We start from the raw sequence: 13137 nt of genomic DNA on the forward strand, positions 1-13137 counted from the left end.
AATTGATCGGTCTGACGGCGACAATCGTTGCACTCAGCGCGTGCGCTCCGGCCAAGTCACCACAACCAGCGGTGCCCGAATTTGAAGGCCCGTGGGCCACCGAGTTCGCCGAACAGTTCCGCGACGCCGACTTCGAATTCGTGCGCGACGTACTACGTGACGGGAAGATCGCGGAGCAGGAGTACGTAGAAATGACAGACAGATACCGAAAATGCATGAATGGGGCCGGCCTCATGACGACGGATTTCCAGTGGGACGGGTCCAGTGAATACACCTTCTCGCCGCAAATGGGACCCGACCGAGCGCATGCTGCTGCGATGAAATGCTCCGACGAATCCGGCGAGTATCCGATCGAATATCTCTACCGCAACATCAAAGCGAATCCCGAGAACCTCGATACCGACACGATCATGGCGGCGTGCTTCGTCAGGAAAGGTGTCGTTCCCCCTGGCTACGACGTCAAGCAGTACCGCCGTGACAACGACGGCGGCGCGTTCGCATTCCGGGACACGGAAAGCGGTCGAGATGTCTACGACGAGTGCGCGGCCGACCCGTTGGGACTGATCCGTGGGCAATAAACCACGCACACTGCAAGAGTCCCTGCGGGGCGAGTGGGCGGCAGCTGCCGTCGGTGCCGTTTTCGTGCTTGCCGTCGGGGTGGCGGGAACAGCGGTGCTCCTCTCGCCGTCGTCTCCGAAGGTGCTCGAGCCCGCTCGCGACGCCTCGACAGCACCTGTCACCCAGTCGACGTTCGGCGACGAGCGGTCCGTCGAACTCGAGCTCACACGGCTGCCGGAAGTGTCCGTCGACGCTCCCGCGGGCGGACGCATCACCTCGTCCACGTGCTCCGTCGGGGCCACGGCCACGTCTGGCGCCTCGCTCCTCTCGGTCGACGGCCGGCCGGCTGTGACTCTGGCCACCTCGATGCCGCTGTGGCGTGATCTGGCACGCGGAGACACCGGCGACGATGTGCGCGCGCTTCAGAGCGAGTTGGCCCGACTCGGCCACAAGGTCTCCGTCGACGGGGTGATGGGACGGTCAACGCTCTCGGCGTTGAACGCCGCGTTCGCCGCCGTCGGAGACTCGCGCGCAGCGCCTGAGGTGGCGAGCCTCTCCCGCATCGTCTGGATCCCGGCGCCAACCGTGACACTTGCGTCGTGTGACGCCGTCGCCGGAGCGACGGTGGGGGCAGGCACGCCCGTCGCGCACGTCGCAGGGGCACTAGCTCACGCCGGCATCCGAGAATTGCCGGCAGATCTCGTGCCCGGAGAACGCATCGTCGACGTTGCGGGAAAGAAGTTCCCGGTCGCCTCCGACGGCTCGTTCGGTGACACAGAACTGGCTGCGCTCACCCGACTCGTCGGGGCGAACGCGCGACTCACCAGCGACGAAGATCCATCCATCACTGTCTCGTTTGCTTTGGCCGCACCGATCGGCATCGCCGTGGTCCCTCCGAGCGCCGTCTTCAACGTCGTCGATTCGAAGGGCTGCGTGAGCACCGGTGGCGCGACGCGTCCGGTCACGGTCACGGGTTCGCAACTCGGCCAGACGTTCGTGACATTCGACGACTCGAAGCCTCCGACGAGCGTCCAGATCGCACCGAAAGTGAAGACATCGTGTCGATGAAACTCCGGAACGTGGGACACCGCTTCGCGAATCGCCCGTGGCTGTTCCGCGGACTGGACACGGAACTCATTCCCGGTCGTGTCTACGCACTGACCGGTCCATCGGGGTCGGGAAAGAGCACCCTCCTCAGCATCCTCGCCGGCTGGCTGCCGCCGGCCGAAGGCGATGTGGTCACGGACGCGCCCGCACGGGTGAGCTGGGTCTTCCAGAACCCGCACGGCGTTGCTCGGAGGACGGCCGTCGATCACGTGGCCCTGCCGTACCTCGCTGCCGGGATGGCCCCGGACGAAGCGGACGCGCGAGCGTTGGAGCAGCTCCAGCTGTTCGGGCTCGACCATGTGGCCGAGCGTCCGTTTCGTGAGCTCTCGGGCGGCGAAGCCCAGCGTCTGATGCTCGCGCGCGGACTTGCCACGCGACCCGGCGTGCTCCTCGTCGACGAGCCGACCGCCCAGCTCGACCCCGCTACAGCGGCCAGCGTGAACGCGGCGATCGCGGTCACCGCCAGTGAGGACACGATCGTCGTCGTCGCGACCCACGACGAACGGACGCGCGACGCCTGCACCGATCACCTCGACCTCGGCGACGTGCAGCCCCAACCGGACGGCGACGGATGAGGACACGAGCGGTCGCGCGGGAAGCGTGGCGGAACATCCGCTCGGGAACGACGCGAACGCTCACCTTCACGATTGCCTCCGGCGCAGTCGTCGTCTCGCTGCTCTGCGCGGACCAACTCGCGATCCGCCAGATCGTCCACGACGCCAACGAATTTCGCGCAGCTGGAGCATCCACGCTCACCCTGACGGCGGACGGCGGCATCGACGGCGCGAGGTGCGAAGCGTTGAACTCACTCGATGGCGTCACCGCCGCCGGTGCCGTTCGGAGCCGAGAGCCCTGGCTGCGACCAGCAGCCCTGCCGAACTCGCCGGTCAACCTGAAAGAAGTCACCCAGGGATTCCCGCGGCTGCTCACCGGCGAGTCCATGCAGGGCGCCGGGATCGTCCTCGAGGCCGAGGCCGCTGAAACCCTGCGGCTGAAGGCTGGGGACACCCTGGAGACGACCTCCGGCGCGACCACGGTCGCAGGAACGTTCGAGTACCCGGACGACGGCCGCAGAAGAGGGTTCGGCTATACCGCGCTGATCGTGACCACGGATGCCGACCCGTTCGACGAGTGCTGGACAGACGTCTGGCCGGCAATGCCCAACCTCGCGGCCATCCTCCTGACCACGCTGAGGCCGGGCGCCAGCGAGAAGGAGACCAAGCCGGTGCTCGGCCAGCTCAACTCGAGCCTCGGGTCCACCTTCGACGGGCAGGCTCGACTGGACGCCCGAATCACGCGAGCGGCTGCACCCGTGTCCGTTGTGGTGGGCATCGTCCTCGGCCTCCTCGCTGTCAGACTGAGGCGGATGGAGCTGGCCGCAGCACTGCACAGCGGGCTCGCACGCCGAAGCCTCGCCACGATGGTCGGCCTCGAGACGGCGAGCTGGGCCGTTCCTGTTCTTGGCCTGTGCACGGCTGTCGCCGCACTGTTCGCCGCCACAGGCAATCGCGAAGACGTCCTCTCGACGTTCGTCTCTGGTCTGCTCATCCCGTTCGCGGCGCTCGCCGGAATCTGCCTGGGCACTGCGGCTGCACTCGCACTGACTCGCGAGAAGAACCTCTTCCGCTACTTCAAAGATCGTTGATGCGGCAGTTCGTCGCCGCGCACTAATCGGCGAGGAGCCGCAGGGCGACCAACGGGCAGAGAGCCACTGCCTCATCGGCCGCCTCGAGGTCGGCCTGCCCGATCGGAATGTCGCTGCGGGCTGAGACGCCGCCGGTGAGCGCAGCCGGGTAACCCCACTCGTCGCGCCCGATCAGGTGCGGCAGGAGCTCCGCGCACAGTCCGCGCCCGTCGCAGGCGGTCCAGTCGATGTGCAATCGCGTCGTGGCCATATCAAGCCTCCTCAGGCCTCGGCCCGTGTGCAGCGACCACTGGCATGCGCTTCCACGTCATCGGCGAAGGCGACGAGCGCACTCCGCACCAGGCGTGCGGTGCCGTCCGGGTGATGACACGCGCCGCGCCCTGTGACCGAATCGGCGAGACGCGCAGCCTCCCCCACCGCATCCCGCTGCACACGACCGGCCGCCAGCGCGGACATCCGTTGTGCGAGAGCCGGGAGCCCGAACATGCACGGCCCGCACTGCCGCGCCGACTCGGAGGCCAGGTATTCCACGATGTCGGCCGTGGCGGCGACCCCGCAACGGTGACGGCCGAGCACGATGAGCACTCCTGCGCCGGGCGCGGCGCCGGCGGGCGCGAGTCCTGCGGCGGAGAGCGGCAGGTCGAGCTGATTCCCACGCAACCAGGTCCCGTGGTAGCCGCCCACGAGCACGGCCGAGACGGAGTCACGGTCGACGCCCGCTGCAGCCAGGACGTCCCGTACCCGCATGTCGCCGGCGATCTCGAAGACCCCCTCGCGGGAGACATCGCCCGACACCGTCACGAGCCGCGTTCCCGGATCGCGCACTGTGCCGGCCCCCCGGAACCAGTCCGCCCCGTGCCGCGCGATCAGTGCGACGTGTGCGAGCGTCTCGACGTTGTGTACGAGCGTTGGCCGCTTGCGCAGACCGCTCTCACTGAGGCGTCGCACGTGATCGCGCGGCCTCGCGTCATGGTTCTCGATCGCGTTCACGACCGCTGAGGCTTCGCCCGAGATGAACGTATCCGCTGAGGCGACGAGGGTGATGATCCGCGCATCCTGGCGCTCGGCAACGGCTGCCCGAACCGTGTCGAGACGTGCCTCGGAGGCATAGAGATAGAGGCGCGAGGTTCCCAGGGCCGCCCCGGCCGCCAGAAGTCCGTCGATGACGAGGTGTGGCGCGTTGTGGAGGAGCACGGCATCCTTCCAGCTGCGGGGCTCGCCCTCGGCGCCGTTCGCGATGACGGCCGCGGAACCTCCGAAGACGCGCTCCCCCGCTGCGTTCGCTGTCGCCTCGAGCTTCCGCCAGGCGGCGAAGCCGGCGCCACCGCGCCCGCTCAGACCGGAGCGCTCGAGCTCACGAAGGAGTCCGGGCGCGACTGCGCGCGGATCGAAGGCGCCGTGCGCGCGGAGATGGGTCGAAAGGTCGGCCGTGGCTCCGGCGGCGAAGAGGCGGTTGAGGTCCACCAGGGCGGCACCCTCGCGCCCGAGAAGGGGCGCGTCATCGACGATGGTCATGAGAGCGTCTCCTGTCGGGTTCGGGATGTCTCGCCGAATCGCGCCGAGAGACGCCAGATCACAGCGGCGAGCACCAGAGCGGATGCGACGACGGAGAAGAGGATGAACCATCCGCTCGTTCCGTTGGTCCCGTTTCCGATCGAGTGCAGCATGGCGACCGGCCACATGGCGTAGGTGAACCAGTGCACGAAGCGGAAGGTGCGCGCTCCGATCCGGCGGCGCAGCAGCCCTGTCACCACGATCGCGATCACGAGGTCGAACGCGACGGTCCCCAGGCCCTGCCATAACGGCTTGAACGTTCCGACGAACGGGATCACCACATCGGTGAGCGTGAGCTTCGAGAACGGGTCGAGGATCAACGTGCCGACGTGGAGTACGAGGAAGATGGATGCGAAGAGTGCGACGTTGCGGTGCACGAGCGCGACCGAGAATCGCGGCATTCCTGGCAGCGGACGGCCGGATCGGTTCGTGATGCCGAGCAGCACCGAGATGGTGAACAGAGCGAGGGCGATGACGCCGCTGGCGCGCCCGAACGCCCACAGTGCCTCATCCATGGCTCACCTCGAGCGGGATCCGGGCTGCTGCGCTCAGCGCATCGTCGGCCGGCCAGGCACCCGTCGTCACGACACGGCCGGCGCGATCGACGAGGCGCGCATCCGCACCCATCGCGGTCAACCAGGACGGAGCGTCCCTCCCGCGCACGATCGCGGCCGTGCTCAGCGCGTTCGCACCAAGGCATGATGGCGCAGCCACGGTCGCACTGCGCCAGACCGGTTCGACCGGGAGGCCGAATCGCGGGTCGAGGATGTGGTGACGCGTCACGCCGGACTGACTCCAGCGCCGCTTGCGGGTGCTCGAGGTCGCCATCGCTCCGCGTGCCGGCACGGCCACCTGCTGGGCGGGATCATCTGCCGTGTCCTGCACGAGGATCTCCCAGCGACCGCCGACGGCCGGCCCTGCGGTGGCGATGTCGCCGCCGAGCGACATGAGCACTCCGCACCCGAGCTCAGTCGCGATGCGTGCCGCGATCCGGTCGGCTGCGAACGCTTTCGCTGAGGCGCCGAGGTCGAGTCGCAGGTCATCGGGAAGGGCGAGGAGGTCCCCGTCGAGTGTGATCCGCCGCCAGCCGGGAGGGCGGCTGGATACCGCCGTCATCGTGAACGAACCGTCTTCGGTCGGCGGGGTCAGACGGGCGAGGTCGCGGTCGTAGCCGAGGGCGATCAGGTCGTTGCCGAGCGTCGGGTCGACAGCGCCGTCGGTCAGGGCGGCAGCCCACAGGGCCGCGCGAACGAGGTCGGCGAGCAGAGGACTGATCCGGACTGCCACGCCGTGGCGCGGCGAGGACTGGAGCTGTGAGAGCTCGGAGTCGTCGCGGAACCTGCTGCACGCCAGCTCGACCGCATCGGCGATCTCACGGGCCATGCGTTCTGCCGGTTCGAGCACACTGGGTTTGGTCACGACGAGATGGGCGGATGTGCTCCACAGATCCCAGCCGGCAGTCACGGAATTCATGTCATGACCCCGAGGACTGACCCTGGGTGGGGCCGCCCTGGCTCTGCCCGACAGACGAGGAGCCGGACGATGAGTCGGTGCCGGTCGACGACGAACCTGTCGACGACGAATCCGACGAGGACGAGTCCGACGACGAATCCGACGAGGACCCGGTGCCGGTCGAGGAGCTGTCCGACGACGATGATCCGGAGGTCGTGGATCCGGAGGTGGACGTCCCGGTCGATGCGGTCGACTGCGAACCGGCGAAGAGCACGACGGACGTGATGCCCGCAGCCGCCAGGCTCGACAGCCCGACGATCGATGTCACCACTGCTGCGGTGCGCTTACCTGCTGAACGGGAATCCATTTCTTCCACCTCCGGAGTCGAGCGGTTGTCGTATGCGATGGGTCAACCTTCGAACCCCGGCGTCCAAGCGCCCTGAGCATTACCCATCATTTGTCTAAGACCTGTCCGGCGCCGCGCTTCGCGGTGAAGGGTCGTCGCAGCGTAGGATTCTCGCTGTGAGCCAAGTACAGATCGCATCGAACCAGCACGAGATCGAGGTCGTCGAAGACGACGAGGTCGGCGGTCTCGTCCGCAGCCTCAGCGCTGAACTGCCGAGCGCGCTGGGCAACCTGCTCGCGACGCTCGTCGTGCTTGCGACGCTCGTCTTCGGCGTCTGGAGCCTCGTCGCCACCTGGACCTACCAGCCGCAGAATGCGCTGCCGCTGTTCCAGGTGTCCGTGGCGGCGACCGTCGTTGCGCTCAACGCGCTCTGGGCCCGGCGCACATTCAGCTATGTGATCACGCTCATCGGCGCCATCCTGTGGCTCTGGGTGTCCGTCACCCCGTTCCAGCCGTTCTTCCAGGTCCTTCTGCAGGCCGTCACCGTGACGATCATGCTCGCCGGTGTCGTGTTCTCGCTCGCTGCTGTGGCTCTGAGCAAGAAACCGCGATTCTGAGCGACCGGATCCGCGACCGAGGCGACGACGCGGAGCCGCTCGAACCGCAGGCAACACCCGCAGGGCCGGAAGGCCCCACACTGTCGCGACGTCGCCATTTCGTCGACCTCTCCCCGCTGAGGGAGAGTCCGGCCTTCGCACGGCTGTGGATCGGCGGCGCGATCTCCGGCATCGGTGGCCAGATGACGATCGTGGCGGTCGGCCTGCAGATCTTCGCCATCACCGGGTCCACTCTCGCCGTCGCCCTGGTCGCCCTTTTCGCCCTGCCGCCCATGGTGATCTTCGGTCTGTACGGCGGCGTACTCGCCGACTCGTTCGACCGGCGCACCGTCGCACTCGTGTCGGCGATCCTCGCGTGGACCTCGACCGCCGGAATCGCCGTCTTCGCGTGGCTCGACATCCGGGTCGTCTGGCCGCTCTATGTGCTCACCACGGTCAACGCGGTCGCTGCCACCGTGATCGGCAGCACCCGGCAGGCGATCACGCCACGCCTGCTGCCGACCCGGCTGCTCCCCGCAGCCAGCGCGCTCGGCGGGATCAGCATGGGCGTGATGGTGACCGTCGGCCCCGCGCTGGCCGGCCTCCTCGTGGCGACCGTGGGCATCCCCTGGACGTACACGATCGACGTGCTCCTGTTCACTGCAGCCTTCCTCGGCATCTTCACCCTTCCGCGCATCATCCCTGAGGGCGAGCGGCAGAGTCCTGGACTCGAATCCGTGATGTTCGGCCTGCGGTTCCTGAAGACGGCTCCGAACATCCGGATGACGTTCATCCTGGACATCATCGCGATGACTTTCGGGCAGCCCAGGGCGCTTTTCCCCGCGGTCGGAGCACTGCTCATCGGCGGCGGACCGGTGACCGTCGGAATCCTCACCGCCGCCGGAGCGGTCGGCACCCTCGTCTGCAGCGTCTTCTCCGGCCGCATCGGGCACGTCCGCTGGCAGGGCCGGGCCGTCGGGCGATCGATCATGGCGTACGGAGGCTGCATCCTCGGATTCGGCATCGTGCTCGCCGTTGTGGCCTTCGGCAGCGGCGGAGCGGCCGTCGGCCAGAACATCGCCGACGCCAACCTGCCCGCCCTCGTCGTCGCGTCCCTCTTCCTCGCAGGCTCGGGGGCAGCCGACAACGTGAGCGCGATCTTCCGCACCACCATCCTGCAGGCCTCCGTGCCCGACGTGATGCGCGGCCGGCTGCAAGGCATCTTCACCGTCGTCGTCGCCGGCGGTCCGCGTCTCGGCGACCTGTACATCGGCGTCCTCGCGCTCACCGGCGCGCTCTGGTTCCCTCCGCTTCTCGGTGGACTCGTCATCATCGTCGCGGTCGGAGTGATCGTGCGCGTCCAGCGCACCTTCCGTCACTACGACGCGCTCTCCCCCACGCCCTGATCCGGGGCGTCTGCCGCCCCGCCGGAGGTCAGTCGATCGGCGCGATCCGCCGCGCGAGCTGCGGGTAGTCGATGACGATGCCGTCCTCGTCCACCGTGAGGTCGGCGACGAACGACCGGTTCGCACTCAGGTACCTCACTACCGCGGACCGCGCATCCGCGTCGAAGGAACGCACGGCCCGGTAGACCTGGTCGCTTCGGATGACCCGCAGCGACGGCAGGTCCACCCAGGCCATGACCAGCTCGGTCTCCGGCGCCGTGGCGCCGAGGAGCCCCAGCCGCAGGATCGGCATCGAGTTCGTCACAGGACAGAGCGCGAGATCGCAGTCCAGGGCACCATCGATCGACGCCGGATCGGCGATGCCCGGGTGCGGAAGGTCGGCGTCGCCGCCCGTCTCCGCCTCGGACGACCAGTGACCGTCCGCGGCGCGCGTGAGGGTGAGGTGACGCCACCAGCCGTGCCCGGTGACGCCGACCTCGAGACGTTCGGTCACCCATCCGGAGCCCGTTTCGAGCGCCCAGCTCGTCGAATAGTCGGCGGCGCGCGAGGTACCGAGCGCACCGAACCGGTCCGCGCTGAGTGTGATGGTCGCAGCTTCAAGCCGGTCAGGATCGTCGTCGCCGCGCCAGGCGACGAATCGGGTTCGGTCGGCGGTGTGCTGGCTCACGGAAGTTCCTCCCGTCCGGTGGCGGTCGTGGCGATGTTCGTCAGGGTACGCGCACCCTCGGACACACGGTGGAGTCAGCTCACCCGCTCGACGTATCGGCCGACGGGCCTCAGCCGCAGAGGACGCTCCCGGTATTCCGCGAGGGCGTGGGCGATCCACCCGACCGACCGCGCCGTCGCGAAGATCGCCTCTCCGGCGTCGGCGGCCATCCCCGTCGCGAGGGTGAGTGCCGCCAGCGCGAAGTCGACGTTCGGATGCGCTCCCGTGCGCGCCCGGATCATCCGCGTCGTCCGCTCCGCCGCATCGAGCACAGGGGCTGCTCCGTCGACCGCTTCGAGCATCCCGAGGATGGCGCGCGCCCGCGGATCCGTTCCGGTGTAGAGCACCTGCCCGAAGCCGGGCACAGCTCCTCCCCGGCTGGCGACCGTGTCGGCGACAACGCGCTCGGGTGTCTCGCCGGCCATGATCCGGCCGAGCATCCGTGACACCTCCACGCTCGCGTTGCCGTGCAGCGCCGAGTCGAGGGCACCGAGTCCTGCCGTCACGACCGCGTACACGTTCGCGCGGGCGGAAGCGGCAGCACGGGCGGCCAGCGTCGAGATCGCCATGTCGTGGTCGATGAGGAGCACGAGGGCGGCATTCAGTGCGGCGATTCCGGCGGGCTGCGCGGGCCGTGGCGTGAGCTTCGGCCAGAGCAGTTCCGCGATGCGCGGGTCACGGTCGGATGCCGCTGTCACGGGCGCGCGGCCCACGTCGGGGAGGACGGCGACCATCCCGGCGACCAGCGACTCCCCTGCCGACACGACCGTCAGGGGGTCGAGTGAGTGTCGGAGCGGATCGAGCGTCGCGAAGGTCGTCACGGCCACCTGCTGGCGGTCACGAAGCGTCGCGGAGGGCGGCATCGCGTCCGACACGGAACGCGCCCGTGCGACCGACCCGGGATGCGCGCGGAACCGCATCCGGGCATCGTCGACGCCTGCGAGCAGCCAGTGCGCGACCTGCTCGAACGGCTCGTGCGCGGCCAGGTCGGTCGCATCGCGCCCGCGATAGAAGAGCTGGTCGTCTTCGATGAGCGCGAGGTCGGTCTCGATGACCATGAGCGGCTGTCCGTCGGAGTGGCCGTGAGCTGCGGTGCCCGCCGGGGCGGTGCGTGATCGCCTTGATGCAGCGAAGCGCTCGACGTCGAGCGGATCGAAGGCCGAACCCTCGGGTCCGCGTGTGCGCCGGAGACGCCCGCGGGCCACGTAGGCGTAGAGGGTTTCGAGCTTGATCCCGAGGCGCGCGGCGGTCTGCTCCGCGGTGAGCGTGGGCAGCTCCTGTTCCTGCATGGCACTCCCTGAAGAGGTTGATCGAATCAACGTTGACGCCCGCATTGAGCAATATCAGACTGAGGATAACACCAGCAGAGACCGAAGGAGAGGGCGATGCTCACCACCGACCGCATGGATGACACCCTCATCGACGTGCCTCGAGGACTCACCAACGTCGTGGCGGCAGAGACAGCTCTCGGCGATGTCCGCGGGCACGAGGGCTTCTACCACTACCGGCAGTATTCGGCGGTGGAGCTCGCTCGGTCGCGCTCGTTCGAGGAGGCCTGGTACCTCCTGCTCTTCGGCGACCTGCCGACGCGCCCGCAGCTCGACGCCTTCCGCTGGCAGGTGGCAGGGGCGCGGTCGATCCCCGATGAGGTCGTCGCGATGCTGCCCCGGATCGTCCGAGTGACCGGCGGAGCGGATTCCCTGGCCGGGCTGCGAATCGCGCTCGGTGCCGTGGCGGCGGCTGACGGCATACGACCCCTCTTCGACACGACGGCGGATGCGCGCATCGACACGGCCATCCGGGTCGCGGCCGTCACTCCCCCGCTCCTCGCCGCCCTCCACAGGCTGAGCACCGGAGAGAAGCCCCTCCCATCGCGGCCGGACCTCGGGCACGTCGCGAACTACCTGCACCTGCTGACCGGGGAGGTTCCGGATGCGCGCACCGAGCGCGCGGTCAGCGCCTACATGACCGCCGCGATCGACCACGGCTTCAACGCGTCGACGTTCACCGCGCGAGTGATCGCCTCCACGGGGGCGGACCTCGGATCTGCCGTCGTCGGCGCGCTCGGTTCGCTGTCCGGACCGCTGCACGGGGGCGCCCCCAGCCGTGCGCTCGACACGCTCGATGCGATCGGCACCCCCGACCGCATCGACGAGTGGGTGACCGACGCGGTGCTGTCCGGCGACAGGATCATGGGCTTCGGACATCCGGTGTATCGCACGGAAGACCCGCGGTCGCGGATGCTCCGGACGATCGCGCTCGGATTCGGAGGCGATCGGGTGGCCTTTGCGACTGCGGTCGAGTCGCGGGTGCTCGCGCTTCTCGCCGAACTCAAACCGGGCCGACAGCTGCACACGAATGTCGAATTCTATGCCGGCGTCGTCATGGAGCTGTGCGGGATTCCGCGGGACATGTTCACGCCGACGTTCGCGGCGGCGCGGGTCGTCGGCTGGACCGCGCACATCCTCGAGCAGGCGGTCGACGAGAAGATCATCCGGCCGTCGTCGCGGTACGTCGGCCAGGCGGCGCCTGCTGCGCTTCCGCCGACCGTGTGAGCGAGCCTGAACGCCGAGTGCGCCCGGTCCGGCCGAGCGCGCCAGGTGCGCCGGTCGCTTTCGACCGGAATCGACGTACTCGACGATGGGGCCCCGCGCGAACGTACACTCGAAGTGTGTCAGACGTCGGCTGGGTCGAGGCGTCCGCCCGCGACGTCGGCATGGATCCCGCCGGTCTTGAACGCGTGGTCGCCCTCATCGACGCGCGTCGGGCATCCGCCCAGCTCTGCGTCCTCCGCGACGGACAGGTCGTGCTCGACCGAAGCTTCGGATGCGCATCCGAAGCCCTGTTCTGGACGTTCTCGGTCAGCAAACCGTTCGTCGCCCTCGCCGTGCACCTCCTCGTCGAGCGCGGGATGCTCGGGCTGGACGACCCCGTCGCTCTGCACTGGCCCGAATTCGCGCGCAACGGGAAAGAGCGGATCACCGTTCGGCACGTGCTCACGCATCGGGCGGGAATCCCGTTCTCGAGTGGTGGGCTCCTCGGGGATGTCGCGGCCATGGCCGACTGGGACCGCTCCACCGCGCTTGCCGAGAACGCGACACCCTGGTGGCCCGCCGGACGCGTCGTCGGGTACCACATCCTCTCCTACGGTTTCGTGCTCGGCGAACTCGTGCAGCGGGTCTCGGGGATATCGGTGCGTGCCTTCGTCGAGGCCAGCCTGCTCACACCGCTCGGGCTCGGCGACATCCAGCTCGGCCTGACCGACGGCGCCTGGCCGCGGCACGTTCCCCTGCGCGGTCAGGTGATGACCGACCAGGTGCGCCGCGTCGTCTTCAACCGGAGGACCGTGCGGCAGGCGGTGATCCCGGCCGCGAGCATCTCGGCGACTGCGCGAGCGATCGCGACGTTCTACAGGATGCTGCTGAACGGTGGTGAGCTCGACGGGGTGCGGGTGCTGGCGTCCAGCACGGTCGACGAAGCCCGCCGCGTCTCCAGTGACGGCGAGATCGACCAGCTCATGCACCATCCTGTGCGATGGGCGCAGGGATTCCAGCTCGCCGGCCCGGCCGGGGCGCACCGTCCGACCGGGACCCACGCCGACCTGCGGACGTTCGGCCACAACGGGAGCAGCATCTGCAACACGTGGGCGGACCCGGGGCGCGGGCTGGTGTTCGCCTACCTCACGAACCTTGCTGCGCCGCGGCGGGCATCCCTTCGGCACAACTCGGACCTGGCCGACATGCTGCTCGACGCCTGCTCGTAGCCGC

The 13137-nt window shown here is 68.7% G+C and carries 15 protein-coding genes; 9 read left to right on the top strand and 6 right to left on the bottom strand.

Translation table 11 applies throughout. The features are described 5' to 3' along the window. Positions 1–2 precede the first annotated feature (2 nt). Genes AAYO93_RS10380 through AAYO93_RS10395 form a run of 4 tightly spaced genes read left to right on the top strand, consistent with a single transcriptional unit; the run spans position 3 to position 3310 of the window. Positions 3–578, top strand: coding sequence for a hypothetical protein (locus AAYO93_RS10380; protein ID WP_345761106.1), 576 nt, complete (start codon positions 3–5; stop codon positions 576–578). Next, a complete protein-coding gene (locus AAYO93_RS10385) occupies positions 568–1626 on the top strand; it encodes a peptidoglycan-binding domain-containing protein (protein WP_345761107.1) in 1059 nt (352 codons plus the stop codon). Before AAYO93_RS10380 ends, AAYO93_RS10385 begins: the two co-directional genes overlap by 11 nt. Positions 1627–1637: 11 nt before the next feature. Then, positions 1638–2240: an ATP-binding cassette domain-containing protein gene (locus AAYO93_RS10390; protein WP_345761108.1), complete on the top strand. Its 603-nt coding sequence runs from the start codon at positions 1638–1640 to the stop codon at positions 2238–2240. Continuing rightward, positions 2237–3310: a hypothetical protein gene (locus AAYO93_RS10395; protein WP_345761109.1), complete on the top strand. Its 1074-nt coding sequence runs from the start codon at positions 2237–2239 to the stop codon at positions 3308–3310. Before AAYO93_RS10390 ends, AAYO93_RS10395 begins: the two co-directional genes overlap by 4 nt. 22 nt (positions 3311–3332) lie before the next feature. Here AAYO93_RS10395 and AAYO93_RS10400 read toward each other — a convergent pair whose 3' ends face one another. The 4 genes from AAYO93_RS10400 to AAYO93_RS10415 are packed head-to-tail and all read right to left on the bottom strand — an operon-like array spanning position 3333 to position 6337. Beyond that, positions 3333–3560 (bottom strand): ferredoxin, encoded by a 228-nt coding sequence (locus AAYO93_RS10400; protein ID WP_345761110.1) that lies wholly within the window; start codon positions 3558–3560, stop codon positions 3333–3335. A gap of 11 nt (positions 3561–3571) precedes the next feature. Continuing rightward, a complete protein-coding gene (locus tag AAYO93_RS10405) occupies positions 3572–4825 on the bottom strand; it encodes an NADH-ubiquinone oxidoreductase-F iron-sulfur binding region domain-containing protein (protein WP_345761111.1) in 1254 nt (417 codons plus the stop codon). Further along, complete coding sequence (locus tag AAYO93_RS10410) at positions 4822–5379, bottom strand: ferric reductase-like transmembrane domain-containing protein (protein WP_345761112.1); 558 nt, start codon at positions 5377–5379, stop codon at positions 4822–4824. Before AAYO93_RS10410 ends, AAYO93_RS10405 begins: the two co-directional genes overlap by 4 nt. Continuing rightward, a complete protein-coding gene (locus tag AAYO93_RS10415) occupies positions 5372–6337 on the bottom strand; it encodes an FAD:protein FMN transferase (RefSeq protein ID WP_345761113.1) in 966 nt (321 codons plus the stop codon). Before AAYO93_RS10415 ends, AAYO93_RS10410 begins: the two co-directional genes overlap by 8 nt. Positions 6338–6363: 26 nt before the next feature. Between AAYO93_RS10415 and AAYO93_RS10420 the strand changes: the two genes are divergently transcribed. The 3 genes from AAYO93_RS10420 (at position 6364) to AAYO93_RS10430 (ending at position 8664) form a co-directional block, all read left to right on the top strand. Continuing rightward, on the top strand, positions 6364–6759 hold the full coding sequence (locus AAYO93_RS10420; RefSeq protein WP_345761114.1) for a hypothetical protein: 396 nt from the start codon (positions 6364–6366) through the stop codon (positions 6757–6759). 79 nt (positions 6760–6838) lie between these two features. Continuing rightward, positions 6839–7279 (top strand): hypothetical protein, encoded by a 441-nt coding sequence (locus AAYO93_RS10425; RefSeq protein WP_345761115.1) that lies wholly within the window; start codon positions 6839–6841, stop codon positions 7277–7279. An 80-nt stretch (positions 7280–7359) separates the two neighbouring features. After that, positions 7360–8664: an MFS transporter gene (locus AAYO93_RS10430; RefSeq protein ID WP_434056687.1), complete on the top strand. Its 1305-nt coding sequence runs from the start codon at positions 7360–7362 to the stop codon at positions 8662–8664. A gap of 28 nt (positions 8665–8692) precedes the next feature. Here AAYO93_RS10430 and AAYO93_RS10435 read toward each other — a convergent pair whose 3' ends face one another. Both AAYO93_RS10435 and AAYO93_RS10440 read right to left on the bottom strand, forming a co-directional pair. Further along, on the bottom strand, positions 8693–9331 hold the full coding sequence (locus tag AAYO93_RS10435) for a putative glycolipid-binding domain-containing protein (RefSeq protein WP_345761116.1): 639 nt from the start codon (positions 9329–9331) through the stop codon (positions 8693–8695). A 74-nt stretch (positions 9332–9405) separates the two neighbouring features. After that, a complete protein-coding gene (locus tag AAYO93_RS10440) occupies positions 9406–10659 on the bottom strand; it encodes a citrate synthase (RefSeq protein ID WP_345761117.1) in 1254 nt (417 codons plus the stop codon). Between the two features lie 96 nt (positions 10660–10755). On the opposite strand from AAYO93_RS10440, the gene AAYO93_RS10445 reads away from it, so the two are divergent. Together AAYO93_RS10445 and AAYO93_RS10450 are read left to right on the top strand one after the other, a co-directional pair. Then, positions 10756–11925 carry a citrate/2-methylcitrate synthase gene (locus AAYO93_RS10445; RefSeq protein ID WP_345761118.1) on the top strand — a complete coding sequence of 390 codons (1170 nt, stop codon included), beginning with the start codon at positions 10756–10758 and terminating at the stop codon, positions 11923–11925. Between the two features lie 116 nt (positions 11926–12041). Further along, positions 12042–13133 carry a serine hydrolase domain-containing protein gene (locus AAYO93_RS10450; RefSeq protein WP_345761119.1) on the top strand — a complete coding sequence of 364 codons (1092 nt, stop codon included), beginning with the start codon at positions 12042–12044 and terminating at the stop codon, positions 13131–13133. The last annotated feature ends 4 nt before the right edge of the window (positions 13134–13137 follow it).

The organism is Diaminobutyricibacter sp. McL0608 (assembly GCF_039613825.1).
GTDB lineage: Bacteria > Actinomycetota > Actinomycetes > Actinomycetales > Microbacteriaceae > Diaminobutyricibacter.

What these genes read in the sequence shown, in the direction of transcription:
- AAYO93_RS10395 (WP_345761109.1), top strand. Translation starts at nt 2,237, where the DNA reads ATGAGGACACGAGCGGTCGCGCGGGAAGCGTGGCGGAACATCCGCTCG.
- AAYO93_RS10400 (WP_345761110.1), bottom strand. Translation starts at nt 3,560, where the DNA reads ATGGCCACGACGCGATTGCACATCGACTGGACCGCCTGCGACGGGCGC.
- AAYO93_RS10405 (WP_345761111.1), bottom strand. Translation starts at nt 4,825, where the DNA reads ATGACCATCGTCGATGACGCGCCCCTTCTCGGGCGCGAGGGTGCCGCC.
- AAYO93_RS10410 (WP_345761112.1), bottom strand. Translation starts at nt 5,379, where the DNA reads ATGGATGAGGCACTGTGGGCGTTCGGGCGCGCCAGCGGCGTCATCGCC.
- AAYO93_RS10415 (WP_345761113.1), bottom strand. Translation starts at nt 6,337, where the DNA reads ATGAATTCCGTGACTGCCGGCTGGGATCTGTGGAGCACATCCGCCCAT.
- AAYO93_RS10440 (WP_345761117.1), bottom strand. Translation starts at nt 10,659, where the DNA reads ATGCAGGAACAGGAGCTGCCCACGCTCACCGCGGAGCAGACCGCCGCG.
- AAYO93_RS10445 (WP_345761118.1), top strand. Translation starts at nt 10,756, where the DNA reads ATGCTCACCACCGACCGCATGGATGACACCCTCATCGACGTGCCTCGA.